General features: G+C 69.9%; 23 protein-coding genes. 16 read left to right on the plus strand and 7 right to left on the minus strand.

Annotated features, from left to right (window positions below):
* Positions 1-25 precede the first annotated feature (25 nt).
* Positions 26-1,006, minus strand: coding sequence for an MBL fold metallo-hydrolase (locus tag ACGF3C_RS18680; protein WP_393223385.1), 981 nt, complete (start codon positions 1,004-1,006; stop codon positions 26-28).
* 154 nt (positions 1,007-1,160) lie between these two features.
* The gene (locus tag ACGF3C_RS18685; RefSeq protein ID WP_357224887.1) at positions 1,161-2,072 is read right to left on the minus strand and encodes a serine hydrolase; all 912 of its coding nucleotides are present in this window, start codon (positions 2,070-2,072) and stop codon (positions 1,161-1,163) included.
* Positions 2,073-2,124: 52 nt separating this feature from the next.
* Between ACGF3C_RS18685 and ACGF3C_RS18690 the strand changes: the two genes are divergently transcribed.
* Together ACGF3C_RS18690 and ACGF3C_RS18695 are read left to right on the plus strand one after the other, a co-directional pair.
* Entirely contained in the window at positions 2,125-3,090 is a 966-nt protein-coding gene (locus ACGF3C_RS18690) for a LysR family transcriptional regulator (protein ID WP_393223388.1), read from the plus strand.
* 97 nt (positions 3,091-3,187) lie between these two features.
* A complete protein-coding gene (locus ACGF3C_RS18695) occupies positions 3,188-4,039 on the plus strand; it encodes an aldo/keto reductase (RefSeq protein ID WP_393223390.1) in 852 nt (283 codons plus the stop codon).
* A gap of 27 nt (positions 4,040-4,066) precedes the next feature.
* On the opposite strand, the gene ACGF3C_RS18700 is transcribed toward ACGF3C_RS18695, so the two are convergent.
* Entirely contained in the window at positions 4,067-4,582 is a 516-nt protein-coding gene (locus ACGF3C_RS18700; protein ID WP_357233375.1) for a GNAT family N-acetyltransferase, read from the minus strand.
* A 134-nt stretch (positions 4,583-4,716) separates the two neighbouring features.
* On the opposite strand from ACGF3C_RS18700, the gene ACGF3C_RS18705 reads away from it, so the two are divergent.
* The 3 genes from ACGF3C_RS18705 to ACGF3C_RS18715 are packed head-to-tail and all read left to right on the plus strand — an operon-like array spanning position 4,717 to position 7,166.
* Positions 4,717-5,271 carry an NAD(P)H-dependent oxidoreductase gene (locus ACGF3C_RS18705; protein ID WP_357233373.1) on the plus strand — a complete coding sequence of 185 codons (555 nt, stop codon included), beginning with the start codon at positions 4,717-4,719 and terminating at the stop codon, positions 5,269-5,271.
* Positions 5,272-5,298: 27 nt separating this feature from the next.
* A complete protein-coding gene (locus ACGF3C_RS18710; RefSeq protein WP_357233371.1) occupies positions 5,299-6,312 on the plus strand; it encodes an ATP-binding cassette domain-containing protein in 1,014 nt (337 codons plus the stop codon).
* The gene (locus ACGF3C_RS18715; protein WP_357233369.1) at positions 6,309-7,166 is read left to right on the plus strand and encodes an ABC transporter permease; all 858 of its coding nucleotides are present in this window, start codon (positions 6,309-6,311) and stop codon (positions 7,164-7,166) included. Before ACGF3C_RS18710 ends, ACGF3C_RS18715 begins: the two co-directional genes overlap by 4 nt.
* 110 nt (positions 7,167-7,276) lie before the next feature.
* Here the strand turns inward: ACGF3C_RS18715 and ACGF3C_RS18720 are convergent, their stop codons facing one another.
* A complete protein-coding gene (locus ACGF3C_RS18720) occupies positions 7,277-10,570 on the minus strand; it encodes an ATP-binding protein (protein WP_393223395.1) in 3,294 nt (1,097 codons plus the stop codon).
* Between the two features lie 168 nt (positions 10,571-10,738).
* Here ACGF3C_RS18720 and ACGF3C_RS18725 point away from each other — a divergent pair, with 168 nt between their 5' ends.
* Together ACGF3C_RS18725 and ACGF3C_RS18730 are read left to right on the plus strand one after the other, a co-directional pair.
* Positions 10,739-11,191 (plus strand): helix-turn-helix domain-containing protein, encoded by a 453-nt coding sequence (locus tag ACGF3C_RS18725; protein ID WP_357228076.1) that lies wholly within the window; start codon positions 10,739-10,741, stop codon positions 11,189-11,191.
* Positions 11,184-11,552 (plus strand): DUF4180 domain-containing protein, encoded by a 369-nt coding sequence (locus tag ACGF3C_RS18730; protein WP_393223399.1) that lies wholly within the window; start codon positions 11,184-11,186, stop codon positions 11,550-11,552. Before ACGF3C_RS18725 ends, ACGF3C_RS18730 begins: the two co-directional genes overlap by 8 nt.
* Before the next feature lie 5 nt (positions 11,553-11,557).
* Here the strand turns inward: ACGF3C_RS18730 and ACGF3C_RS18735 are convergent, their stop codons facing one another.
* Complete coding sequence (locus ACGF3C_RS18735) at positions 11,558-11,974, minus strand: hypothetical protein (RefSeq protein ID WP_393223402.1); 417 nt, start codon at positions 11,972-11,974, stop codon at positions 11,558-11,560.
* 50 nt (positions 11,975-12,024) lie between these two features.
* On the opposite strand from ACGF3C_RS18735, the gene ACGF3C_RS18740 reads away from it, so the two are divergent.
* Both ACGF3C_RS18740 and ACGF3C_RS18745 read left to right on the plus strand, forming a co-directional pair.
* Positions 12,025-13,005 (plus strand): hypothetical protein, encoded by a 981-nt coding sequence (locus ACGF3C_RS18740; protein ID WP_393223405.1) that lies wholly within the window; start codon positions 12,025-12,027, stop codon positions 13,003-13,005.
* A gap of 60 nt (positions 13,006-13,065) precedes the next feature.
* Entirely contained in the window at positions 13,066-13,287 is a 222-nt protein-coding gene (locus tag ACGF3C_RS18745; RefSeq protein ID WP_357228066.1) for a hypothetical protein, read from the plus strand.
* 65 nt (positions 13,288-13,352) lie between these two features.
* Here the strand turns inward: ACGF3C_RS18745 and ACGF3C_RS18750 are convergent, their stop codons facing one another.
* On the minus strand, positions 13,353-14,258 hold the full coding sequence (locus tag ACGF3C_RS18750) for a hypothetical protein (RefSeq protein WP_393223408.1): 906 nt from the start codon (positions 14,256-14,258) through the stop codon (positions 13,353-13,355).
* A gap of 208 nt (positions 14,259-14,466) precedes the next feature.
* Here ACGF3C_RS18750 and ACGF3C_RS18755 point away from each other — a divergent pair, with 208 nt between their 5' ends.
* Complete coding sequence (locus ACGF3C_RS18755) at positions 14,467-15,345, plus strand: fibronectin type III domain-containing protein (RefSeq protein ID WP_357228061.1); 879 nt, start codon at positions 14,467-14,469, stop codon at positions 15,343-15,345.
* Positions 15,346-15,418: 73 nt separating this feature from the next.
* Entirely contained in the window at positions 15,419-16,894 is a 1,476-nt protein-coding gene (locus ACGF3C_RS18760) for a hypothetical protein (RefSeq protein WP_393223411.1), read from the plus strand.
* Between the two features lie 68 nt (positions 16,895-16,962).
* On the opposite strand, the gene ACGF3C_RS18765 is transcribed toward ACGF3C_RS18760, so the two are convergent.
* The gene (locus tag ACGF3C_RS18765; RefSeq protein ID WP_393223414.1) at positions 16,963-18,066 is read right to left on the minus strand and encodes an FAD-binding oxidoreductase; all 1,104 of its coding nucleotides are present in this window, start codon (positions 18,064-18,066) and stop codon (positions 16,963-16,965) included.
* Between the two features lie 212 nt (positions 18,067-18,278).
* Between ACGF3C_RS18765 and ACGF3C_RS18770 the strand changes: the two genes are divergently transcribed.
* From ACGF3C_RS18770 to ACGF3C_RS18790, 5 genes are all read left to right on the plus strand, one after another.
* Positions 18,279-18,797, plus strand: a complete 519-nt coding sequence (locus ACGF3C_RS18770) for a flavoprotein (RefSeq protein WP_393223417.1) — start codon at positions 18,279-18,281, stop codon at positions 18,795-18,797.
* Positions 18,798-19,062: 265 nt separating this feature from the next.
* A complete protein-coding gene (locus ACGF3C_RS18775) occupies positions 19,063-20,379 on the plus strand; it encodes a helix-turn-helix domain-containing protein (RefSeq protein WP_393223420.1) in 1,317 nt (438 codons plus the stop codon).
* Entirely contained in the window at positions 20,376-21,323 is a 948-nt protein-coding gene (locus tag ACGF3C_RS18780) for an aminoglycoside phosphotransferase family protein (RefSeq protein ID WP_393223423.1), read from the plus strand. The genes ACGF3C_RS18775 and ACGF3C_RS18780 overlap by 4 nt, the downstream gene beginning before the upstream one ends.
* A 54-nt stretch (positions 21,324-21,377) precedes the next feature.
* Positions 21,378-24,461: a DUF3427 domain-containing protein gene (locus ACGF3C_RS18785; RefSeq protein ID WP_393223426.1), complete on the plus strand. Its 3,084-nt coding sequence runs from the start codon at positions 21,378-21,380 to the stop codon at positions 24,459-24,461.
* Between the two features lie 156 nt (positions 24,462-24,617).
* Entirely contained in the window at positions 24,618-25,016 is a 399-nt protein-coding gene (locus tag ACGF3C_RS18790; RefSeq protein ID WP_393223429.1) for a hypothetical protein, read from the plus strand.
* Positions 25,017-25,140: the final 124 nt, after the last annotated feature.

A 25,140-nucleotide genomic window follows, 5' to 3' on the forward strand; every position in this document is an offset into this window, starting at 1 on the left:
GCCCGGCGACCCCCACCGATGCTGCTCAGAAGTGGTACGCGGTCTCGTACTCGGGCACCAGCACCCGGCTGCGCGGCGAGATCCGGCGCACCGCCGCGATCATCTCGTTCAGCCGGGTCCGGTCGGTCGGGGCGACCGGTGGCGGGTTCTGCAACGCCGTCTCGAAGTTGTCGTAGTGCACCGGCACCACGACCTTCGGGTAGTCGAGGCCGGCCAGCAGCCGGGGCAGGTAGTCGCCGGTGGTGGTGGCGTTCTGCATGGCCACCATCGCCACGTCGGGCGCGAGGCCGGTGAGGTTCCGCTCGGCGACGTCACTGGCCCCGGTGAAGTAGACCGACGGTCCGCCGTCGACCCGCAGCAGGTAGCCCAGCGTGTCGCCCTCCGGCAGGTCGGCGATGGTGGCCGGCTGCGGCGGCGGGCTCACCCGCACCCCGGGAAAGGCCACCGAGTACGACGGGTTGCGGCTGTGCAGCGAGCCGACCACCTCGACGCTGTGGTCGCCGAAGTCCAGCACCTCCCCACCCTTCACGGCGCTGAGCTGCGTCGACGGCACGTCGTAGGCCAACCCCAGGTGGTACGCGGTCAGCGTGCCGAACACCCGCGCCCCGGTGCGCTTGGCGATGTACGGCACGTCCATGAAGTGGTCCCAGTGGGTGTGCGTGACGAGCACCGTCGTGGCCCGGTCGACCCGCGGGTCGATCACGTCGGTGCGCACCGTCAACTTGGTGTCGGTCTTGAACGCCCCGGTGAACAGCCCGGTGTCGATCCGGCTGAGAAACGGGTCGACGAGAACGGTGCGGTCGCCGATGTCAACGCGCCAGCCGGCGGTACCCCACCAGCGGAAGCTGACCGCGCCCTTGCGGCGAGCGGTCGGCCCGGGGGCTGCGGCGGTCGAGGGCGCGGCCTGGGCCGGGGTGGCGACGCTGGCGGTGAGGCCACCGGCGGAGACCAGGGCGGTGGTGGCGGCGGCGTCGCGCAGGAAGCGTCGGCGGTCGAGACTGGGCATGCGGATGTACTCCCCGTGGTCGGGTGATGTGTCGACCACGAGCCAATCAGCGGCACCGGGCCACAGTCCAAGATCAAGGGCCGTCGGCTTCGATACGCCGACGGATATCGGTGCTGCTCAGCAGGGGTACGGCGGCGCTCGGCGGGTCGCGAAATCAGTCGCCGCGCAGCGCTTCGACGGCAGTGCGGGCGGCCTCCCCCATCGCCAGGTCCACGTCGATGCGGCGCGGGGTCAACTGTTCGGCGCGGGCGAAGACGGCGATGGCGTACCGGCCGCCGTCGGGGTATTCGGCGACCCCGGCCTCCAGGTGGAACCCGGGCAGGGTGCCGGTCTTTCCGGAGACCCGGACGCCGGGCGGGAAACCGGCGGCCAGCCGGGTCCAGAAGATCTGCCGGGCCATCCACGTGCGGACCATCGCGCAGGCCGCCGCCGGCCCGGCCTCGTCCCGCCAGATCAGCGTGAGCAGCCGGGTGATCTCCCGGGCGGTGCTTGACGTGGTGTGCGCGGGGTCGAAGACCCGCATCGCCCGCACCCGGTCCGCCGGCAGCGTGGGGAAGATCCGGGCGAACTCCGCCTCGGTCCGGGCACCCACGTCGGCGAGCATCATCTCGACCAGTTCCCGAGGACCACCGAGGACCCGGGTACGGGTCAGCCCCAGCTCGACGGCGAGCATCGGCAGCAGGTCCGGGCCGACCCGGCGCAGCAGCAGGTCGGCGGCCGTGTTGTCGGTTACCGACATGGCGAAGTACGCGAGGTCGCGCAGCGACACCTCGGCGTCGTCGTCGCAGCCGGCCAGACCCCACCCACCGAGCCGGTCGGCGGCGGTGACCAGCACCCGCTCGGTCGGGTCCAGCTGACCGGCCTCGACCTGCCGGGCGAACTCCAACACCAGCAGGATCTTGAAGATCGAGGCGATCACCACCTGCTCGTCGGACCGTACCCCGACCTCCCGAAGCCCGCCGCCCTCGACGGCGTCCGGGTCGACGGCGTCCAGGTCCACGACGTGCAGGCTGGCCGTCACCCCGACGGCGGCGAAGATGGCCCCGATGCGTTCCTCCACGTCCACGCCAGCACGGTAACCACTGCCGCCCTGGTAGTGCTGGCGTAGGGTCCCGGCCGTGGATCTGCTCCGGCACCTGCGGCACTTCGTGGTGGTCGCACACGAACTGCACTTCGGCCGGGCCGCTGAACAGCTCGGAATGGCCCAGCCACCGCTGAGCCAGTCGATCCAGCGGCTGGAACGGGAGCTGACCGTCGAGCTGTTCGACAGGTCCCGCCGCCAGGTGCGCCTCACCACCGCCGGTGAGCTGCTGCTCGGCGAGGCGGAGGAACTGCTCGCCGGCGAGGGTCGACTCCGCAGCCTGATGGGGCAGATCCGCGCCGGTGAGCTGGGCGTACTCCGGGCCGGGGTGCCGCCGGAGACGCCCGCCGTGACGTTGCGCTCGCTGCTGGACGGGCTCGCCACCCGGGCGCCCGGCCTGGACGTGGAGCTGCACGAGCTGACCACCGCCGAGCAGGTGCGGATGCTCACCGAGCGGACCCTGGACGTGGGGCTCGTCCACCACCCGGTGGCGGCGGACGGGCTGCGCTTCGGCGCCCCTGTCGACGTACCCCTGGGGGTGCTGCTGCCGCGCACCTCGCCACTGGCCCGCGGCCGCGAGGTGACGCTCGCGTCGCTGGCCGGTCTTGATCTGGTGGCCGCTCCCCGCGCCACCGCCCCCGGCTGGCACGACCACCTGCTGGCGGTGTGCCGGCAGCACGGTTGGCGCCCGGCCCGGGTACGCCCGGCCCGCAACCCGGAGTTCCTCTGCGGGCTGGTGCTGGCCGGCGGCGGGGTGGCAGTGGAGCCGGCGGCTGTGGCCCGCCGGGAACCCCGGATGGCCTGGCGGCCGATCACCGACGCGCCGCTGGCCAAGCGCACCTCGGCGGCCTGGCCGAACCGGTCGGCGCACCCGGCGGCGGCGATGTTCGGCCAACTCGCCGCGGAGGTGCTGGCCGACGCCGAGCCCACAGTGCCCGCGCCGCCCGTGACGTCGGTGCCGGCGGCACGGCCGTGGCCGGTGCTGTTCGACACGACCGGGTGAACCGGTCCGCCGTTGCGTTCGTCACCTCCGGTTGGGCGGTGGATCGTCCAGCCGCCCGGGTATGGATGACAGGTAACGAAGACGCGAAGGAGCCGCAGTGGCAATCACGATTCCCGACATCAGCCTGAACGACGGCACCACCATTCCGCAGCTCGGCTTCGGGGTGTTCCAGATCGAGCCGAAGGACACCGCCTCGGCGGTGACCACCGCCCTCGAGGTGGGCTACCGGCACATCGACACCGCTGAGATGTACGGCAACGAGGCCGAGGTCGGCGAGGCGGTACGGAAGTCCGGCCTCGACCGGGGCTCGGTCTACGTGACCAGCAAGCTCAACAACGGCTTCCACCGCCCCGACGACGCCCGCCGGGCGTTCGACTCGACCCTCGCGGCGCTGAAGATGGACTACATCGACCTGTTCCTGATCCACTGGCCGTTGCCGACCCTGTACGACGGCGACTACGTCTCGACCTGGAAGGTGCTGGAGGAGTTCCAGCGCGACGGCCGGGCCCGCTCAATCGGCGTGTCGAACTTCCAGGTGTCGCACCTGGAGCGGCTGGCCGACGAGGCGAGCGTCGTGCCGGCGGTCAACCAGATCGAGGCGCACCCGTACTTCACCAACGACGAGGTCCGCGCCTACGGCCGTGCGCACAACATCCTCACCGAGGCGTGGTCGCCCATCGCCCAGGGCAAGGTCCTCGACGACCCGACGGTGGTCGACATCGCCGGGCAGCTCGACCGGTCCCCGGCGCAGGTGGTGCTCCGCTGGCACGTGCAGCGCGGCGACATCATCTTCCCGAAGTCGACCACCCCGAAGCGGATCGAGGAGAACACCCGGATCTTCGACTTCGAGCTGGACGACGCGGCGATGGAGCGGATCACCGCGCTGGACAAGGGCGAGGCCGGCCGGCAGGGCCCGAACCCGGACACCTTCGCCTACCTACCCAACTGACCCGAACCGCCGGCCGCCCCGCCGACCTCAGCTCACTGTCGGTGGGGCGGTCAGGTCGAACTGCCAGTCGTTGACCCGCATCATCCGCCCCGGCGGGTATTCGAAACCCGTCTCGCCGAGCAGCGTGAAGCCGGCCTTGCGGCAGACCGCGTTCGAGGCGGGATTGTCGACCGAGGGGTAGGCGTGGGCGTAGTGCCGGTCCCGTCGGGCGCGGACCACGTCGAGGGCCGCGCGCACCGCGACCGTGGCCAGCCCCTGCCCCCGGTACGCGGGCAGCACCGCCCAGCCCAGCTCGTACACCGGCTGGTCGCGCCACTCGCGGGCCCAGTAGCCGACGCTGCCCGCCCGTGCCCCGTCCGGCAGCACCAGCGTGAACATGCAACCCTGCCCGGTGTCGGCGAAGTGCACGTACCGGTCGTGGCGGGCGAGCACCTGCTCGTCGGTCTCCGGGCCACCGGTGTGCTCGCGGGTCTCCGGTGAGTTGAGCTGCCGCAGCAGGTCGAGGTCATCCTCGTGCCACGGCTCGATGCGTACCTGCGCCATTGCGCTCCCCCGTTCGTCGACCCCCAGTCAAGCCGATCCCACCGACATTTTCGCCCCCGAACCACGCCCGCTAGATCGGATCTAGCGGGCATCTGTCGTCACCTCGCGCCTTCACTGTGGAAGGGGGGTGGGCCATGGCACCGTTGCGGATCGCCGTGATCGTCGGCAGCACCCGGGAGGGGCGGGTCGGCGACCGGCTGGCGCACTGGTTCGTCGAGCAGGCCGCGCGGCACGACGACCTGACGGTGACGGTCGTTGACCTGACCGAGTACGACTTCCCGGCCACCTACCCCGCCGAGCCGACCGCGTCCATCCGGGCGTTCGTCAGCGAGGTGGGCCGGGCGGACGCGTTCGTCGTGGTCACCCCCGAGTACAACCACAGCTTCCCGGCACCCTTGAAACAAGCCATCGACTACGCGTACGACGAGTGGCAGGCCAAAGCGGTCGGCTTCGTGTCGTACGGCTGTCGGTCCACCGGCCTGCACGCGGTCGACCAGTTACGTACCGTCTTCACCGCACTGCACGCGATGACGGTGCGCGACGTCGTCGGGATCGACCTGCTGGCCGGCGAGCCGACCGCCCGGTGCACCGACGAGCTGCGACGCGACGTCGGCGTCCTGCTCGACCAGCTGCGCTGGTGGGGTCTGGCCCTGCGCGACGGCCGGGAAGCTCGACCCTACGTCTCCTGAACACGTCCGACACGAAAGGTAAGGATCATGAGTAGACGCACCACCGGTCCGGCCATCGAGGCAGAGGGGCTGACCCGCTCGTTCGGGGACACCCGGGCGCTGGCCGGCATCGACCTCCAGGTGCCCGCCGGCACCGTCTACGGTCTGCTCGGCCCGAACGGCGCGGGCAAGACCACGGCGGTCCGGGTGCTCGCCACCCTGCTGCGACCCGACGGCGGCTCGGCCCGGGTCTTCGGGCACGACGTGGTCACCGAGGCCGACAAGGTCCGTTCCCGGGTGAGCCTCACCGGCCAGTACGCCTCCGTCGACGAGGACCTGACGGGTACGGAGAACCTGGTGCTCCTGGCGCGCCTGCTCGGCCTGCGCAAGCCGGCCGCTCGGGAGCGCGCCGCGGCCCTGCTGGCCGCGTTCGGGCTGACCGAGGCGAGCGACCGCCAGGTGAAGAAGTACTCGGGCGGGATGCGGCGACGCATCGACATCGCCGCCAGCATCCTGAACACCCCGGATCTGCTCTTCCTCGACGAGCCGACGACCGGCCTCGACCCGCGCAGCCGCAACCAGGTGTGGGAGATCATCCGGGCGGTGGTGTCGCACGGCACGACGGTGCTGCTGACCACCCAGTACCTCGACGAGGCCGACCAGCTCGCCGGGCGGATCGCTGTCGTCGACAACGGCCGGGTGATCGCGGAGGGCACCCCGGGTGAGCTGAAGTCGTCGATCGGCTCCGGCACCGTCCACCTGCGACTGCGCGACCCCGCTCAGCGCCCCGAGGCGGAGCGGGTGCTCCGGGAGGCGCTCGACGTGCCGGTGCAGCTCGCCGCCGACCCGGTGGCGTTGACCGCCCGCGTCGGCGAGGCCGGCACCGACCTCGACGCCAGCTCCCAGGCCGCTCGCGTACTCGGCGACCTGGCCCGCGCCGGCATCGTGGTCGACAACTTCTCCCTCGGCCAGCCGAGCCTGGACGAGGTCTTCCTGGCCCTGACCGACCATCCCGCCGTGCCGACCGACGAGCGCGACGACGAGCTGGAGGCAGCCCGATGAGCGACACCACGACCACCACCACCGAGCGGGCGCCGACCGTCTACGTGCCGTCCGCCGAGGCGCTGGCCACTGTGCTCGCGCCCGGTTCCCGACCGCCCCGACCGAGCGCGCTGAGCGCGTCGCTCACCTTCGGCTGGCGGGCCATGCTGAAGATCAAGCACGTGCCCGAGCAGCTCTTCGACGTGACCGCGTTCCCGATCATCATGGTGCTGATGTTCACGTACCTGTTCGGTGGCGCCCTCGCCGGCAGCCCGCGTGACTACCTGCAGTTCTTCCTGCCCGGCATCATGGTGACCAGCGTCGTCATGATCACCATGTACACCGGCGTCGGCCTCAACACCGACATCGAGAAGGGCATCTTCGACAGGTTCCGGACGCTGCCCATCTGGCGTCCGGCCGCCCTGGTCGGCATGATCTTCGGCGACGTGCTGCGCTACATCCTCGCCGCCGTGGTGATCCTGAGTCTCGGGCTGGTGCTCGGGTTCCGCCCCGAGGGCGGGGTGGTCGGGGCTGTTACCGGGATCGGGCTGCTGGTGGTCTTCTCGTTCGCGTTCTCCTGGGTGTGGACGTTCTTCGGGCTGATCCTGCGCAGCGAGAAGTCGGTGATGGGGGTCAGCATGATGGTGCTGTTCCCGCTGACGTTCCTGAGCAACGTCTTCGTCGAGCCGAGCACCATGCCCGGTTGGCTCCAGGCGTTCGTGAAGGTCAACCCGGTGACGCAACTGGTGGCCGCGATCCGGGGAGCGATGAGCGGCGACTCGGACCCGTCGGCGACGATGTGGCTGCTGCTGTGGAGCGCCGGCTTCGTCCTGGTCTTCGGCACCCTGACCATGTACAAGTACAACCGCCGCTAACCCCCACCCCGCCCCGCCCCCGCGATCTTGCACTTTCTGTCCCGACAAGGGTGACGAATCCACCTGAACCGGCGACCGAAAGTGCAAGATCGCGGAGGACTGGGGTGAGGTCAGAGCTGCCAGGGCAGCGCGTTGGGCGGTTGGTAGCGGCAGGTCGTTCCGGTGGAGACTGTTGCGCGCAGGTGGCTCGCCAGCGCCGGGTGCCGGTCGTCGAGCTTGCGGAGCGCGTCGCGGATTCGCGCCGTCACCGTCTTGCGGGCTCGCTCGGCCTCGTCGCCCAGGCGACGGCTCCGGCCGGCGAGGCCCGCCGCGGCACGCAGCTCGTCGAGCAACGCACCCCGCTCGGCGTCCAGCTTGGACACCTTCCGGTCGTCGTCGCGGGCGGCGGCCCGGTCGATCTCCTCGTCGAGGCGGGCCAGGTGCCGCCGGTAGCGGGCCTTCGCCTCGTCGTCGAGGACCGGATCGGCGCCCATTCGCCGGGCGGCCACCAGCTCCGGCCCGGCTGCCGGGTCGAGCAGTTCGACGGCCGGCACGTCGCTGCCGGGCCGGCTGAGCAGCAGGTGCAGGTCATGCAGGCCCTTGGCGTCGGGCAGGTGCGCCACGACACTGTCGTACGCCAGTTGCCAGACCCGCCCGTCGCGCCGAAACTCGTACCCCTTGAACGCAGCGGCGACCGGTGCGGCACGACCGGGCGCGACAACCTGGCCCGACCCGACGGCCTGGCCCCAACCAGCAACCTGACCCAGCGAGACGGCCTGGTCCGGGTGGTGGATGTCGCGGGCTGTCGGGGCGGCGAGCCGGTGGAGCACCTGCGTCATGCCGAGGGCGGTCGCCTCCTGGACGGCGGTGGCGCGCAACGCCGTCGACGTCGTCGAGTCGCCGGGGTGACCTCGGCCGGCGAGGGCGTTCGCGAGGCCGGTACGGGCGAGCAGCGACCAGGTTCGGGAGCCCATCCGGTCGGCGGAGTCCCGGGCGGCGGTGAATCCGGCGATGGCGTCGTCCCAGCGTTTCTGGGCGGCGTCGATCAGTGCCACCCAGTGGTCGACGGGGCCGCTGATGTCGCAGCCGAAGAGCCCCACCATCCACTCCCCACGGTGTGGGGTGAGCGCGGCCCGCGCGGCATCGCAGCGCTTCGGGTCGCCGGACGCGGCGGCGGCCTGAGCGCGGAGTCGGAGCCAGAGCGGTGACACCGGGCGCGGGTACCGGGTGGCGGTGGCCTCGATGCCGACGGTCAACCGGAGCGCCGTCTCGCCGTCGCCGCGCTCCGCAGCGGTGATCGCTCGCAGCAGTTCCCGGTACGGGTAGTCCGTCGGGGCGAGCCCCTCCACGAGCGCGGCGGCCTCGGTGACCCGGCCCTGGAGCAGTAGCCGGGACCAGCGCAGGTGATGGCCCATGAAGCCGAACTCGGCGTAGCTCGGGTCGGCCTGGTCGGTGAGGAAGGCGAACCGCTCGTCGGCCGTGGCGAAGTCGCCCTCGAACGCCGCGATGATCCCGCTGTCGACGGCCGCCGCCATCCGGTGCCGGGCGAAGTCGCCCTCCCGTTCGGCGTCGACGAAGGTGACGAGTTCCTCGACGAAGCGCGGGTCGCCCAGCTCCAGCAGCGCCACCCAGCGCAGCGAGGTGGCCCACAGCTCGGTTTCCCGGTCGCCGGTCCGCCGGGCCACGGCCCGGATCTCGGCGGTGAGCGCGGCTCGGGTCGCGGCGGTGCCGAGCCCCCAGGTCGTGTCGTGGCGGGCCCAGAGGCTGAAGGTGAGCGCCTCGTCGTCCTGCCCTCGACGGGCGATCGTCTCGCTGGCGGTGATCAGGTCGGCGACCAGGGCGCCGACCGGCGCGGTGGCGTCCGGTTCGCTGATCAACCGGCGGTACGCCTCGCGCACCAGCTCCGCCGCTTCGGCCGACTGGGCGGCGTCCACCTGGCGGGCGCGGTTGACGATGAGCGCGACCCGGGCCAGCAGCACCGGGTCGTCGAGTGACCGGGCCAGCTTGGCGGCCTCGGCCAGCAGCCTCGTGACCTCTTCCCGGTCGGCGTGGTGGTAGTGCGACTCGGCGAACTCGACGAGGATCCGCACCCGTTGTACCGGGTCTTCGACCACCTCAAGGGCTCGGCGGAAGTGCAGTGCCGCCTCGTCGCCCGCCAGCCGGGCGAACGCGGCCCGGCCGGCGGCGAGCAGCAGCGTGGCCACCCGGGCCCGGTCGAGCGCAGGACCGGCGAGGTAGGCGTGGCGGGCGAGGTCGGCTGGGATCAGGCGGTCGGTCAGCTCCCGCAGGTCGTCGACCGCCCGGACGACCGCGCCGTGCCGGGCCCGCCGGTCGTCGTCGGTCAGCCCGTCGTAGAGGGTTTCGCGGACCAGGTCGTGGGCGAAGGCGAAGCGGCCACCACCCCGGGCGACCACCAGTCGGGCGGTCACCGCCCGGTCGAGCAGCCGGTCGACCTGCGCCGCGGGAGCGGCCGCGCAGGCCGCGAGGACCTGGCGGTGGAACTCGCGACCCAGTACGGCGGCGACGGTCAGCGCCTCCACCACTGTGGCGGGCAGTTGGGCGAGGCGGCGGCGCACCGCCTCCCGTACGCCGGGTGCGATGGTGCCGACCGCGTCGTCGGCGTGCCACAGCCGCGCGGTCTGTTCGACGAAGAACGGGTTGCCGCCGGTACGCCGGTGCACCTCGTCGACAAGGCTGGCCTCCGGCTCCCGGCCGGCGGTCCGGGTCATCAGCGCGGCCACCTCGTCGCGGGTGAAACCGGTGAGGGTGATCGTGGTGGCCTTCGCGACCAGCGGCATCAGCAGCGGGCGCAGAGGGTGCTCGCCCGACTCGACCTCGGCGTCGCGGTAGGTGCCGATCAGCAGGAGTCGCTCGAACCAGGTGTGCTGGGCGGCGAAGCTCAGCAACCGCAGTGAGGCCGGGTCGGCCCAGTGCAGGTCGTCGAGGACGACCACCACCGGCCGGTGCTGGGAGACGGCGACCAGGGCGGCGGTCACCGCGTCGTACAGCGCGAACGCCTCCTGGTCGGCGGCGTCCGGGCCGGGGTCGACGCCTGCCCAACCGACGAGGCGACCGGCCTGCTCGCCGTCGGCACCGGATTGGCCGAGCAGGGCCGCGAGGGCCGGCTCGGCGGACTGCCGCGCCACCGCCCAGTCGTCGGCGGAGCGCCGCAGGGCACGCAGCACCTGCACCCACGGCCAGTAGCCGGGGGCGCTGTCGGAGTCCCAGCAGGCGGCACCGAGCACCAGCGCGCCCCGCTGGCGGGCCTCCCGGGCTGCCGACGTGACGAGGGTCGTCTTGCCGATGCCCGGCTCGCCGGTGACCAGGGCGAGACCGCCGTGGCTGGTGGTGGCGCGATCCACCTCGGCGCGCAGCAGACCTACGGGGTGATCCCGCCCGATGATGGCGTCGCCGAGCGCGTCCATGGTTCCCAGACGGTACTGGACCTGTCCGACAGCGCGAGCGGGTTAACCGGCGGAACGCCTCGCGGGGCCTCGCCGGCTCAGGTGGGTTCGGAGCCTTTGGAGCTGATGCCGCAAACGAGTCAACCCCATCACTCCCTATGCTTCCCTATCGGGGTAGTATAGGGAACGATGACAGAAGAAATGTACTCAGTCGAGCAGGTGGCCGACCGGCTCAACCTGCACGTACGCACCGTGCGCGGCTACATCCGCTCGGGCCGGCTGCGCGCGGTGCGGATCGGCAAGCAGTACCGGATCGCCGCCGGCGACCTCGACGCGCTCACCGGCCAGGCACCGACCGCGCCCGGCGTCGCCAGGCAGGCGGAGGTGTCGAGCATCGTCCAGGTCGACGGTCTCGACAGGGCCGCCGCCGACCGGCTCGGCACGCTCGTGCTCACCAGCGCCAACACCGGCCACGACCAGGCCAACCCGCTGCGGGTGCAGACCGTGTACGACGAGCAACGCCATCGCATGAAGATCATCATCCTGGGTGACCCGGCGGCCACCGCGGAGTTGCTGCACCTGCTCGACGCCGTACTCAACGCCGACAACGGCCTGCTCGACCGGGAGGTCCACGATGCCTGACGAGATCCAGGAACGCGCCGGAGTGCCCGTGCTGGTCTGCGACCCCGACGGCCCGCCGGTGGCCACCGAGCAGGACGCGCTGGACCTGATCGGCGCGGCGTTCCTCGGCGCCCAGGTGGTCGCCGTGCCGGCCAACCGGCTCGACGCGCGCTTCTTCTCGCTGGGCACCCGTTTCGCCGGCGACGTGATGCAGAAGTTCGTCAACTACCGGGTGCGGCTGGCCGTCGTCGGCGACATCTCGGCGCAGCTCGCGGAGAGTTCAGCGTTGCGCGCGCTGGTGCACGAGTCGAACCAGGGCGGGCAGATCTGGTTCGTCCCCGACCTCGACGCCCTCGACACCCGCCTCCGCGCCACCCGGTAGCCACCTCAGCGGTCGGGCACTACCGCCATCTCCACCGCGTCCGGCTCCACTCCCCTGACCCGGGCCTGCTCGGCCGCCCACCGCAGATAGGCCAGCCACTCCTCGGATGACCACCCGTTGCGCCGGCCGACACCCGCCTCGGCCGGAAGCAGACCGGCCACCACACGGTCGAGGATCAGCGGCTGCACACCGCCCGCCCCGCGCCGGTAGCCGGCGAAGTAGAGAACCTTCGTGAACAGGCCCGGCCCCAACCAGGGCAGACGAGCGTGGTCGGGGTCGCGGAAGCGGCGGTACGCCGTCCGCAACGCCTCCTCGTCGGGCGCGGGCGACGTCTCCGGCGGTAGCCCCGCCCGCCATCGGTCGACGTTCACGGTGACCGCGGCCCGTTCGCCCGGCAACACCACACCGTCGGTCGTCTGCATGGTCGCCTCCCACAGATCGCGCGCTCGCGGAACTCCGTGGTTCGGACGCTATGGTCGGGCGCTTCCACCTGCCGCCCGCCGACGGCAAATCGCGGTATCGATTGCAGGTGCGCCTGTCTCGCGGGCAGCCACCATCCGGCGGGGTCGAGAACGTCGCACGGTTGACCTACGGTTCTCCCGTGCTTCCCCGAAACGTGAAGATCATCGATCAGGTCCGTGCCGAGGCGCTGCACCGCGGCATACCCGCCGCCGACGTGGAGCGCTGGCTGGGGCTCGCCCGCCCCTCCGCCCTCCTGACACAGGGGGGTGACGGACCGGTCGTGGGCGTTATCCGCGGACCCGTGATGCTTCCGGCCGCCGCCGAGGACCCCGAGTATCCCCTGATCGCCACCATCGACTGCGCTGCTCTTCCGGCAGACGTGACCGATCTTCCACTACCGTCCGACGGCCAACTGCTGCTGTTCGGCTGGCCCGAAGAAAGCGGCTGGGGCGAGGCCAGATATGTGCCGGCAGACGTGGCGGTCGAGGAGCGAGCGCAGTATCCGCCCGACTTCCCTCCGGACGACGACGAGTACGCGGAGGTCTATTACGAGATCCCGCAGGGCGATCTGCACCTCACCGTCGACATCTCTCTGCCCTACGTCAAGACGGTCCCGGGGCCCCCGTGGTCGCCGCCGCTGCCGGGAGATCCCCCGTTCGAACAGATGACCGAGGTGTGGCAGGCCGTCCTGCGCAAAGTGCCGGACGGCATGTTCTCCGCCGGGGGCCCGACGCCACTGCTGTTGGGCGGCTACGGCACTGACTGCAACGGTTTCAACCCCGCCTGGTTGGGCGCCCACCCCTCGGGCCGGTCGGGGTACGACAAGTCGGGGGGTGGTGGTGGGGAACCCGACCATGGTGACTGGGTTGTGCTGGCCGAGTTTCACGGCGGCAGACAGGGCGGCGCGAGCATCCACTGGGTGATCCAGCGTGCCGACCTGAAGGAGCGACGTTTCGACCAGGCCAGGGTCCTCGTCTATTGGAATCCGTGAGGCCGCTGGAGCTGACGAGGGTTCAGGACTAGCCGCACAGTGACCGGGTACGCGCGGTCCATGGGTAGCCACAAGCAGAACAAACACGACAGCGGCGGCGAGTCGGCGCGAGGCCGGCGGCATTCGGGCAGCGGCGCTCCGGGCCGCCAGGGCTCGCCCATGGAGCACTCGCCCGACCAACGGCACCGCCGTACCGCGACCGGCCCGGCCGGCACCGAAGGCGGCCTGGGCCGGGCCAAGGTCTCGGGCGACGGGCGGATCCAGCGCCAAGGCAGTTCCTGAGCCGACCACTCAGCCGGTGCAGCGGCTCGCGCTTTCGCACGGCGGCTGCACCGGCTGACTGGTTTCTACGGGGTGGCGCAGATGGCGTACGCCGTGTCGGACCAGTTGCCGGCGAAGGCGTCCTCCTCGTAAGCGCCAGAAGCGGCGGATGTCGGGGCGGTCGCGGGGCCGCCGTTGGGGCGGAAGTCGTCCACGATGCCCTCGCCGGTCACCCCGTTCAGCTCGTAGCCGGCGCCGGTCAGCACCTTCCCGACCGGGCAGGTCGCCGTGACGCTGCGGAAGTCGAGGGAGTTGCTGACCCCCACGGTGGAGGCGCGCACCAGGCCCGCGAGGGGGTTGGCGCAGATCGCGTACGCGGTGGCGGACCAGTTCAGGGCAGTGGCGTCCGCCTCGTACGCGCCGACGGTGACAGCGGTCGGTGCGGTGGCCACGCCCCCGTTGGGGCGGAAGTCGTCGACGACACCCTCACCGGTGACGCCGTTCAGCTCGTAGCCGGTGCCGGTCAGCACCTTGCCGACCGGGCAGGTGGCCGTGACGCTGCGGTAGTCGGCCGAGCTGCTGACGCCGGCCGTGGAGATGCGGACGAGGCCGGGCACCGGGTTGGCGCAGATCGCGTACGCCGTCACCGACCAGTTACCCGCGAACGCCTCGGTCTCGTAGGCGCCGACGGTGACGGCGGTCGGCGCGGTGGCCGGGCCACCGTTGGGGCGCAGGTCGTCGACGATGCCCTCACCGGTGACGCCGTTGAGTTCGTAGCCCGTGCCGGTCAGCACTTTGCCGACCGGGCAGGTCGCCGTGACGCTGTGGTAGTCGGTCGAGCTGCTGACGCTGGTGGCGGCGATCCGCACCAGGCCGGGGACCGCGGCGGACGCCGGGCTCGCCGGGGCGAGCACCGCTCCGGTCGCGACAAGACCGAGCACGAGTACGGACGCCCGAGCGCCGAACCGCCGGCCTGTGTTCTGAGTACGCATAGTTCTCTCCCGTCTGAGGCCGGACGGGGCGGCAGGTGCGACGCCGACGTCGAGGCCGTTCGTGATGACGGGTTGACGCTAGGTAGCCACCTGACCAGGCATTATCTCCAAACCGACTACGTCGCGTAACAGACCAGCAGCATGAACCCGGGTCCACATATTGACTGTTAACTATCAGTTCTGCGGGTGCGGCCCTAGCATTCGCCTCATGTCCGCTCGCCGCGTCACCGCCGCCGTAGCCGTCGCCGCGCTGGCGAGCCTGCTCGCCGTCAACGCCGCCCGTGCCGACGGCCCAGCGATCAGCACCCCCGGCGCCCCGACGGTGGTCACCAACGAACCGCATCAGCTCACGCTCAGCTGGGCGCCCTCCGCCTGGGTCGAACCTGGCACGGGGCAGCCGATCAACTATGAGGTGCAGGTGCCGTTGGGGCCGAACACGTACCGCTTCCTCGGCGCCACCACTGACACCACGATCACGCTGACCGACCTGGCACCCGGCACGACGTACCGGATCGCGATTGCCGCCCGCGCGCTCGGCGGCTACTCGGACACCTCACCCGCCACCACGGTGCGCACCGCCAGCGGACGCGCCACGGTCAGCTACCTCAACCTCGACTGGTCACCGACGAACAACCAGATCCAGCACCTCCTGAAGGTCACCAACACCGGCACCGGGCCGCTCGATTTGAGCACCGTGCAGGTGCGCTACCACCTGCGCTTCGAGGGCGGCAACACCTCGCTGGTGCCGAACTGCGACTGGGCCGCGCTGGGTTGTGACCGGATCCAGCAGACCGTGCAGTTCTTCGTACCCCCGGGTGGGCCGTCCGTGTTGTCGACGCCGGCGCCGCCTTATCCCCCGCCGGGCACTCCCGTCCCCGGCTGGGTGGAGCTGACCTTCACCGACGGCACGCTCGCGCCGGGCCAGTCGACCGGGCCGATCCAGCTTCGGCACCACCGGCACAGTTGGAGCACCATCGACGAGCGCGACGACCCGAGCTGGCTCGCCGCCACCGGCCAGTGGACCTCGAACGACCGGATCACGCTCGATGTGGACGGGGTACGCGAGTTCGGCGACACCATCAGTTGACCCAACGGCACCGCTTGCTCGGACGGTCGAACGCCTCAGCCCTTGGCTTGACCGGTCACCTTACGATCCGCTCATGCGGCGTGAGGAGATAGACGGAGTTACTGTCATCCAACGCACTGTGCCTGGCTCCCTGGCCGCGTCGTTGACCTTCGGGTGCGGCGTCCGCGACGAAGAGATCGACTCCATCGGCCTGACCCATCTCGTCCAGCACCTGGTGGACTGGACCGAGGATCACATCGCGGAGAATCACCAGGACAACATATGGATGAACGACACGTCGTTCCTCGCAGGCGGCCCACCTGATCAGGTCGTGAGGCATTTCGCCACCATCTGCTCGGCTATCAGTAATCTTCCGCCGGAGGATCTGTCCGACGCCGTCGAGGGCCTCGATGCGGACAGCCGGTACATGTCGAACATCGAAGAAGGGCTACGCGACCCGTGGGGGGCGCTGCTGTCGCGGCGTTTCGGGCCGAGCGGACACGGCCTGTCGCGCTGGCCCGCAGTGGACTACAAGCTCTTCACGGCGGACGAGATCCGACGGTACGTCGAAAGGTTCTTCACCAGCGGCAACGCTGTTCTCACAGTGACGGGCGAACCGCCTCAGGCGATGCGACTCCCGTTGCCCGCTGGCCCGCGAGTCACCCGCAGCACGCCACTCGTCAACAACCAGACGGGACCGATCTGGTACGCCGACGAGGTCCGTGGTGTCGCGCTGATAATCAGTGTCGAGCCCAGCGTGGAAGCGGTCTTCCTGATGTGGGCCTTGCGGGCGCGAGTCGCTGAGGCAGTACACCGGGCCGGGGTGGCCATTGGTGCGGAATTCATGTGCGAGGTCGTCGACAGTACGCGGCACGAGCTCGGGTTGAGGGTCACGCCAGACTTCGGCAGGAAGGGCAAGAAGTTCGACGCCACCGTCGCGGCGGAGCTGCTCTGGGCCGAGCTGCGGCGGCTTGTCTCCGACGGAGTTGACCGAGTGGAGATCGCTAACCTGATGCCAACGCAGGACGAGGACCTGACGGTCGAAGTCGAATGGAAAGATGCCATCCACAGCCTCGATTCCTTGACCCACCGGGAGCTGCTCGGCACGGCGGAGATCTACTGCTCGGAATCGCTCAGCGAGCTGGCTGGACTCACTCCGGAGTCGGCGCGGGACGTCGTATCGGGTTGGCTCTCAAGCGCCATGATCGTCGTACCGTACGGGTCGAAGCCCAACCTTCCTCGCGCCACCGAGGACTCCTGCCGGACCACCCGTTTCGTGCCAGCAGGTGAGGTTGTCAGGCCGCCGTTCTCCAAGCGGTTCCACAACAAGGCCAAGCTGGTCATCGGCATCGACGCCATTTCGACAGTGGATGGTGACGGGAACGTGCACACAGTCCCGCTGTCCCAGGCGCTCGTGGTTGAGCGGTTTGGCGTCATCCGGCTCGCCCACCTCGGCCACGGCTGCGTCACCACGATCTCGGACTTCGCTGACGCTGCCGACAAGCTCCGGGCCGTCCTGCCGCCGCGGCGCTTCCGCCAGGCCGTCAAGCAGCTCAGTTCCAGCTGGTAACCGAGCGTCGAGGATCATGAGCGGCGTGCATGCGCGGGCCGGTCGGAGTTCGTCCGGTAGGCACACCATCAGCAGGTGAAGCCCCTGGGCAGGTGGATGCGCGCGGAGGGGATGCCGAGAGCGGACAGCCGTGACCGCGCGGCGGTCAGCATCGCGGGTGGGCCGCAGAGGTAGATCTCCTGATCCGGCTGGTGATGGTCGAGGGCGATGGTCAGGGCGTCGCCTCGCTCGGCCGGCTCGGCGCAGGGGTCGTCGGAGAGGGCCGGCACGATGGTCAGCCAGTCGTGGGCGCACTGCAACTTGTCGAGGGTGATCGGGTCGTACAGGTCGGTGAAGGTGCGCGCGCCGACGATCAGCGTCACCCGCCGGCCGTCCGGTGCGGCGGCGACCTGTTCGACCAGGGCGCGCAGCGGCGCCAGGCCGGTGCCACCGGCGACGAGCAGCAGATCGTTCGTGCTCGCCGGGTCGAGGCTCAGGCCGGTATCGACGGGTGGGCCGAGCCAGAGCAGCTCGCCGGGGCGTACCCCATGAACCAGGCGGTGGGAGACGGTGCCGGCGGCTACGGCGCGGACGTGCAGCTCGACGGTGCCGTCCGCGCGTGGGGCGTTGGCCGGCGAGAGCCAGCGCCAGTGACCCGGCAGGCGCGGCGTGCAGACCGGCACGGCCTGACCTGGCTGGAAGGGCAGTCGCCGCCAGGGACGTACCGTCAGGATGGCGATGTCGGACGACGGCCGGTCATGGCCGATGACCTCGACGTGCCACCAGGCCCGGCCGTCGCCGGCCTGGGCGGCGGCGCGGCGAATGGCGTGCCTGGCGCGGCACAGGGCGCGCTCGGCGGTGACGGTGAGCTGCGGCGTCCACACTGGGCGCGCGTGGCGGGCGACGGTGGCGAGCAACGCGTCGCCGATGGTGGTGGCGTGCGGAAGCAGGTCGAAGTGACGGTACGCGCGGCCGAGCACCCGCAGCAGCGCCGCCCGACTCGCCGGGTCGTCGCCGCCGACCAGGAGGCGGCCCAGCGCGGTGAAGAACAGCGGCGCGTCGCGCTGCGGGAGCAGCCCAGCTCGGCGGTCTTCGACAGTGCACCAGAAGTCAGCGGCGGCCCGCACGTCGACCGACTCCCAGGCGGCGGCCAGGCCCACGCGAGCCGGGTGGTCGTCGTTCACGGTGGGCATGCCGGCTCCAAGTCGACTCGTTGGCTGGCACCGGGGCGGGAGGCGCTGCGCCGTTGAGGGCCGGCGCAACTCCGAGGCCGAGCACCCGCCCCGGGCCATGCGTCGACTGTCGCGGCTGACCAGGCACAACGGCATGTCGCGGTGATCGTTGGCGGCATACCTGATCGGTATGCGCTTCACGCCGCGACTGTCGAATCGGGCAGACTGCGGGCATGACGGAACGCCCGGTGCTGTATCTGGTCGTCTGCGCCGCGGGACCGGCGGAACACATCGACGAGCTGGTCGACCTCCTGATCGCCGACGGGTGGCGGGTCTGCATGATCGTCAGCCCCACCGCCGCGCCGTGGCTCGACCGGGCGGCGTTGCAGGACAAGACCGGCTATCTGGTACGCGTGGAGTGGCGGATGCCCGGCGACCCCGAGCCGCACCCGCCCGCCGATGTGGTGGTGGCCGCCCCGGTCACGTTCAACACGGTGACGAAGTGGGCGCTGGGCATCAACGACACGCTGGCGCTCGGCGTCCTCAACGAGTCGCTGGGGGCGGGGTTGCCAATCATCGCGTTCCCGCATACCAAGGCGGAGTTGGCCGCGCATCCCGCGTACGCAGGCCACCTGGAGGTGCTGCGTGCTGCCGGCGTGGTCGTGGCCGACGGTAAGCCGCTGGACTCGATGAACGGGCCGGCACGTTGGGGCGTGGTCATCGAAGCGCTGCGGGCGGCGCTCCCGTCCTGAGGAGTTGCTTTTCGTTCATGTGTCCGGCGGTCCTTTGACGATATGCGTCGCGCGTATACCAGCGCTCCACGCAGCGTGTTCAATGGATACGCTCGATGAGGCGAGACGGACGGAGCCGCCGGTGACCCACGCGAACTGCCCTCGGTGCGGCGGACGGCTGGCCCGGGACAACGACAGCGGACGGTGTACGCCGTGCCAGGCCGCCGAGCGAGACCGGTTGAGCGCCCCACCGCAGGTGCCAGCGAGCTTCTGGGAGCACGAGCCGGTGCGACTCGCGCTGGCCGAGCGGCATCTGGGGCGGGTCATCCGGGCGTACCGGTGCCATCCGTATCACGGTCGGGTCGCCCTGCCGCAGTCCGTGGTGGCGGGATGGTTGGGGATCACGCAGGCGCAGTTGAGTCGGGTGGAGAACGGCCCGCCGCTGGTGCACCTGGACCGACTGGCGCACTGGGCGCAGCTCCTTCGGGTGCCCGCGGGCAGCCTCTGGTTCACCCTTCCTGGACAGCCTCAGTGGTCGCCCGAGAAAACCGGAAGGGCCCGCGCCTCAACCGACTCACACGGTGCTGGGCCAGATGAGGGTCGCCGGGCCCTGTTAGCCGGTATCGCCGCCGTCGCTGCGGGCGCGGGTCTGCTCGGTGGAAGCGAAGTTGTCCAGCCTCGGCGGATCGGCACAGCGGATATCGCTCGGCTGAACGCCGTGCTGGAGCTGTACCGGTCGGTGGACCGGGAGTCTGGCGGCGGCCTGCTGTATCGGGAGGTGGCTCGGTTCGCGGAATCGGTGTACCGGATGCTTGATTGGTCGCATCCGGCCGGGCTTACATCACCTCTCATCGCAGCGGTGGCAACAGCCCGGCAACTGGCCGGCTGGACCGCGCTCGACGCGGGAAAGCATGACGACGCGCAGCGGCACTTCGTCGCCGGTGAGCGTGCCGCGTTGACTGCTGATGACGCCCCGCTCGTCGCGATGATCCGGTACGCGCAGGCCAAGCAGCTTCAACATCTTCGGCATAACAGGGATGCCCTCGCGACACTGCAACTTACCTGCGCACAGCTCGGGTCGCATGCGACTCCGGCAGCCAAAGCCCTGCTGTGGGGTGCCGAAGCAGCCTCCCTCGCGGCACTAGGTGACGACCAGACCGCTGTGAAAACACTCGGCAGGGCCAGCGATCAATTCGAGCGCATCAACAAGGACCACGAACCTGCCTGGCTGGGCTTCTACGACCGCGGTGAACTGTTGGCTCAGTACGGGCGGGTTTACCGAGACATGGCACGGCGAGACCGGAGGTACGCGTCCGAGGCGGTGCGCTGGGGCAGGGATTCCATCGCCGCGTTCGGCGCCGCCAACGTGCGCAGCACCGTGCTCAACAAGGTCGGGCTGTGCAGCGCACTGTTCTTGGCCGATGAGCCCGAGCAGGCGCTCGGCGTTGGAGTACGGGTGCTGACGCAGGCACAAGCGATGAGCTCTAAGCGGGTCATCGATCGAGTAATCAATCTGCGTCGTGATCTCGCTCGGCATCGAGAGCTTCCGAAGGTGGCCGCGTTCGAGCGGGCTCTCACTACCCAGGCCCTGATGGTCGCATGAGCGGGCGGTTCTCCGAGGAAGCAATGACGGCGGCGATGCGAGAAATTGCCGCCACCCTTGGCGTTTCTACCGAAGCCGCCCAGTTGCTGCAAATGACCAACAACGCCGTCTTCGCATTGCCCCGAGCCGGAATCGTCATCCGGATCGCACGAACCCATCAGCTCCTTGACCGGGTGACCAAGGTAGTGCAGCTTGGGCATTGGTTTGCTCGGATCGACGCACCGACGGTCCGGCTTGCGCCCGGTCTTGAGCAACCCGTGCGAGTCGGCGGCTTCGCTGCCTCAGTCTGGTCCTACGTTCCGCCGTCTCCGTCCCAGTCTGCTCCGACGGTGGAGGACCTCGGCCTTGTGTTGCGCGAGCTCCATGCTCTCGACGCGGCTTCCATCGCGCTCCCGGCTTGGAATCCGGTCGGCGACGCCCGACGGCGCTTGGCTGACGCCGAGGGTCTCGATCCGCATGATCGCGATTTTCTCGTGAGGTGGTGCGATCGCCTGGAGCCGCAACTGGTTGCGCTCAACCACCGGGATGAGCCGAAGCTGGTCCACGGGGATGCCCATGTCGGCAACCTGTTGCGAGAGGCATCGGGCCGGACGGTGATATGTGACTTCGACGCCACGTGCATTGGGCCATGGCAGGTTGACCTGGCAGCGGTGGCGGTAGGCGAGGCACGGTTCGGTTGCACGGGCTTACACGAAGGGTTAGCTACCGCATACGGCTACGACGTGACCTCAGACCAGTCATGGCTAGTCTTGCGAGAAGCCCGCGAGCTGAAGATGATCGCTGCCGCGGCCCCGCTCATTAGCAACTCGCCCAGTGTTGCGGGCGAGTTCGCGGCCCGCCTCCAATCAGTGCGAGAAAATGACCCTGAAGCCCGTTGGAAGCCCTTCGCGGATCTCGTGCCAAGCCGTCGTCAAATGCCCCTGTCGACGAACCGACACATGTGAAGAGACATGAGCCAGAGACGGTCCCGAAGCGCCACAACCGTTTAGATTGCGTGGATGACGGATCTTGAGCGGGGTGTGTACGAGCACCTGATCACCCGTGAGCTGGCTGACCGCCTTCAGCGCGTCGACCCCGCCCTGGTCCAGCACCACAACCTCGACCCGGCCGACGCGCACGGCACCCTCGCACGGCACATCGCCACCTTGGCCGCCCGAGCCCTTCAGTCGGTCCCTAACGGCGACGACAAGCTCCACCACCAGATCGCAATGGCGAACCAGATCGCCGAAGCCATCGCCACCCTGAGCCCCAAGGCAGCCACCGAACAGGACCAGGTCACCGACGCCAAGCACCTGCTTCACGCCATCGCCGCCCCGCCAACCCCACCGGCGTTACCAGTCTTCCCGCAGCGCCCCACCACTCCCCTCTCCACCGGCGCGCTGCTGGTCAACGGCCGCCATCAGCCCCGCATCGGCCACGAGGTCAACCACGAGATGGCGTCGGCCGAGAGCATCGATCTGCTCTGCGCGTTCATCAAGTGGTACGGCCTGCGCATCGTCGAGCACGCCATCCGCGAGCTGATCGCCCGAGGCGGCAAGGTCCGCGTCATCACCACCACCTACCTCGGCGCTACCGATCAGCGAGCGCTAGACCGGCTCAAGGAGCTGGGTGCCGAGGTCAAGGTGTCGTACGAGACGCGGACCACGCGCCTACACGCCAAGGCGTGGCTCTTCCGCCGCACCAACGGCACCACCACCGCTTACGTCGGCTCGTCGAACCTGTCGAAGACCGCACTGGTGGACGGCGTGGAGTGGAACGTCCGCATCTCGAACATCGAGCAACCGCACGTCATCGACACCTTTACGGCGACGTTCGAGGACTACTGGAACGATCCGGCGTTCGAGACGTACGACGCGACCAGGGACGCCGACCGGCTACGGCATGCGTTGAGCGGGGAACGCCGCGACGACGCACCTACCGCGATCTCGAACCTGGACGTGCGCCCGTACCCGTACCAGGCGGAGATCCTTGCCGACCTGGACGCCGAGCGCCTGGTGCACGGGCGCTGGCGCAACCTGGTGGTGATGGCGACGGGCACCGGCAAGACCGTCGTCGCCGCCCTGGACTATCGCCGGCTGCACAAGGCCAAACGAGCAGACTCGCTGCTCTTCGTCGCTCATCAGGAGCAGATCCTGCGGCAGAGCCTGTCCACGTTCCGGCAGGTCATGGGCGACGGTAGCTTCGGCGAGACGCTTGTCGCAGGCGAGAAGCCGAACGGCTGGAAGCACGTCTTCGCCTCCATTCAGTCGCTGCACCGCCGCGAGGTCGACCCCGAGGCGTACGACATGGTGATCGTGGACGAGTTTCACCACGCCGAGGCGCCGACGTACACGCGATTGTTGGAGCGGCTGCGTCCCCGCGTACTCCTGGGACTGACCGCGACCCCTGACCGGGCCGACGGCGGCGACGTGCGCCGGTGGTTCGACGGGCGCGCGGCAGTTGAGCTGCATCTGTGGGACGCGTTGGAGCGGCAGTTGTTGTCGCCGTTCCAGTACTTCGGGCTGCACGACGACGTGGACCTGTCGCACCTCGCCTGGAAACGCGGCCAGGGCTACGACCCGGCGGAGCTGGACGTCGTCTACACCGGCAACCACGCACGGGCGCGGTCGGTGTTGCGCGCGGTCAGCGACAAGGTGGACGTCGGGCGGGTGCGGGCGCTCGGGTTCTGCGTGAGCATCGGGCACGCCGAGTTCATGGCCAAGTGGTTCAACGACCACGGCGTGCCGTCTGCGGCGGTGACCTCGCGCGCTGGCACCGATCGCGCCGGGCTGTTGCGGGACTTCAAGGCAGGCAGGCTGCGGGTGCTCTTCACAGTGGACCTGTTCAACGAGGGCGTCGACCTGCCGATGGTCGACACGATCCTGATGCTGCGACCCACCGAGAGCGCCACGATCTTCCTGCAACAGCTCGGCCGTGGTCTGCGGCTGGACGACGACAAGCCCTGCCTGACCGTGCTCGACTTCATCGGCGGGCAGAACGCCAACTTCCGCTTCGACCTGCGCTGGCGTGCCCTGACCGGGGTGAGCCGGCGGGCGATCACCGAGGCGGTCCGCGACGACTTCCCGAGCCTGCCCAGCGGCTGCCACGTCGAACTGGACCGGGTGGCGAAGGAGGTGGTGCTCTCCAACCTGAAGTCGGCGCTGCCCACCTCGAAGGCCGGCCTGGTGTCTGAGCTGCGGCAACTCGGCGACGTCACCCTAGCGACGTTCCTGCGTGAAACCGGCCTGGAGATCGAGGACGTGTACCGATCAGCCAGCATCGGCGGCTGGACCGGGCTGCGGCGGCTCGCCGGCGTCGAGACGGCCGCGCCCGGCCCGGACGACCGCGAGCTGGGCCGGGCCATCGGTCGCATGCTGCACACCGACGACGTCGACCGGCTAGAGCTACTGACGAAGGTTGCGGCCGGACCGCCTGCGCCAGGTCAGCAGGAGTACGCGGGCAACAGGCGACTGCTCGACATGCTGCACTTCAGCCTCTGGGGGCCGAACGCACCACTGCCAACGCGGGACGAACGGCTGGCGCGGCTGTGGAAGGAACCGGCCCGCTGCGCCGAGCTGCGGCAAGTCGCCGAGGTGCTGCGGGACCGCATCCACCGGGTCACGCCCACGCTCGCGGCGGGGGCGGTGCCATTGCGGGTGCACGCCCGGTACAGCCGCAACGAGGCTTGCGCGGCCTTCGGCATGACCAACCCGGGGTCACTGCGCGAGGGGGTGAAGTGGCTGCCCGACGCCCAGGCCGACCTGTTCTTCGTCACCCTGGTCAAGTCGGAAGCCCACTACTCCCCCACCACCATGTACGCCGACCGGGCCATCACCGACACCCTGTTCCAGTGGGAGTCGCAGAGCACCACCTCTGCGGCATCTGCGACCGGGCAGCGCTACACCTCGGGCGGCTCCACCGTGCACCTCTTCGTCCGGGAGACCCGCATCGCCGACCGCGACCTGGGCGCACCGCCGTACCTGTACGCCGGCACCATGACGTACGACTCGCACACCGGTGACCGACCCATGCGCGTCCTGTGGCAGCTCCACCACGCCCTACCCGCCGACGTGTACGCCACCGCCCGAACCATCGCCGCCTAGCTGACATCCCAGGTCTGCGCATGGGACGCAACTGACGTCCAACCTTCGGCGGGACCCACCTCGGCCTCAACACAGGCCGCAAGGAGCGCTGATCCTGCTTGATCTACTTGATTTTCTCTCCTTGCTGCGCTAACTTCTTTGCGAGGAGGGTCAAGGATGGCAACGATCGAAGTGGACGACAGCACCAAACGCTTCGTGGCGTTCGCGGCACGGATGGCACACGTCACGGAGGGCGAAATCGTACGGCGGTTGGTCGCCGACAGCCCACTCGGCAGCGAGGAGCCGAGCCGCGCTGCCGGCGGCGTACCGATCTACGCTGATTACGAGGGGCACCGAACGCGCGGCCTCTACTTCGCCCCGGCCCGGGTAGAAATCACCGACGGGCCACTCAAGGGCGAGTCCTTCAAGACTCCTACAGGCGCGGCGCGCGCGGTCGTCCGCCACCTTAACCCCAGCGTTAACGACAACCGCAACGGCTGGAGCTTCTGGCAGCTCGACAATGGCGGTCCTCGCGTTTGGCTCCAATCCATCCGCCCAACGAACACCGCGGACTGACGACCAACGAACGACGCTAACGGTCTGCGCACAATGAGCAACGGACCGATTTGGGCCTGCCAGGTCGGCTTCACCAAGGATTAAAGGGGCACCCACCGGCAAGTCCGGTCGCTGCCCCTTTTCC

The sequence above is a fragment of the Micromonospora sp. NPDC047762 genome, assembly GCF_043204655.1.
GTDB lineage: Bacteria > Actinomycetota > Actinomycetes > Mycobacteriales > Micromonosporaceae > Micromonospora.

Bases quoted from the DNA above. Each gene is read 5' to 3' on its own strand.
- ACGF3C_RS18705 (WP_357233373.1), top strand. From the start codon at position 4,717: ATGGCACCGTTGCGGATCGCCGTGATCGTCGGCAGCACCCGGGAGGGG.
- ACGF3C_RS18740 (WP_393223405.1), top strand. From the start codon at position 12,025: ATGGTCGGGCGCTTCCACCTGCCGCCCGCCGACGGCAAATCGCGGTAT.
- ACGF3C_RS18790 (WP_393223429.1), top strand. From the start codon at position 24,618: ATGGCAACGATCGAAGTGGACGACAGCACCAAACGCTTCGTGGCGTTC.
- ACGF3C_RS18720 (WP_393223395.1), bottom strand. From the start codon at position 10,570: ATGGACGCGCTCGGCGACGCCATCATCGGGCGGGATCACCCCGTAGGT.
- ACGF3C_RS18755 (WP_357228061.1), top strand. From the start codon at position 14,467: ATGTCCGCTCGCCGCGTCACCGCCGCCGTAGCCGTCGCCGCGCTGGCG.
- ACGF3C_RS18715 (WP_357233369.1), top strand. From the start codon at position 6,309: ATGAGCGACACCACGACCACCACCACCGAGCGGGCGCCGACCGTCTAC.
- ACGF3C_RS18760 (WP_393223411.1), top strand. From the start codon at position 15,419: ATGCGGCGTGAGGAGATAGACGGAGTTACTGTCATCCAACGCACTGTG.
- ACGF3C_RS18735 (WP_393223402.1), bottom strand. From the start codon at position 11,974: ATGCAGACGACCGACGGTGTGGTGTTGCCGGGCGAACGGGCCGCGGTC.
- ACGF3C_RS18785 (WP_393223426.1), top strand. From the start codon at position 21,378: ATGACGGATCTTGAGCGGGGTGTGTACGAGCACCTGATCACCCGTGAG.
- ACGF3C_RS18710 (WP_357233371.1), top strand. From the start codon at position 5,299: ATGAGTAGACGCACCACCGGTCCGGCCATCGAGGCAGAGGGGCTGACC.
- ACGF3C_RS18780 (WP_393223423.1), top strand. From the start codon at position 20,376: ATGAGCGGGCGGTTCTCCGAGGAAGCAATGACGGCGGCGATGCGAGAA.
- ACGF3C_RS18745 (WP_357228066.1), top strand. From the start codon at position 13,066: ATGGGTAGCCACAAGCAGAACAAACACGACAGCGGCGGCGAGTCGGCG.
- ACGF3C_RS18730 (WP_393223399.1), top strand. From the start codon at position 11,184: ATGCCTGACGAGATCCAGGAACGCGCCGGAGTGCCCGTGCTGGTCTGC.
- ACGF3C_RS18770 (WP_393223417.1), top strand. From the start codon at position 18,279: ATGACGGAACGCCCGGTGCTGTATCTGGTCGTCTGCGCCGCGGGACCG.
- ACGF3C_RS18765 (WP_393223414.1), bottom strand. From the start codon at position 18,066: ATGCCCACCGTGAACGACGACCACCCGGCTCGCGTGGGCCTGGCCGCC.
- ACGF3C_RS18750 (WP_393223408.1), bottom strand. From the start codon at position 14,258: ATGCGTACTCAGAACACAGGCCGGCGGTTCGGCGCTCGGGCGTCCGTA.
- ACGF3C_RS18700 (WP_357233375.1), bottom strand. From the start codon at position 4,582: ATGGCGCAGGTACGCATCGAGCCGTGGCACGAGGATGACCTCGACCTG.
- ACGF3C_RS18725 (WP_357228076.1), top strand. From the start codon at position 10,739: ATGACAGAAGAAATGTACTCAGTCGAGCAGGTGGCCGACCGGCTCAAC.
- ACGF3C_RS18680 (WP_393223385.1), bottom strand. From the start codon at position 1,006: ATGCCCAGTCTCGACCGCCGACGCTTCCTGCGCGACGCCGCCGCCACC.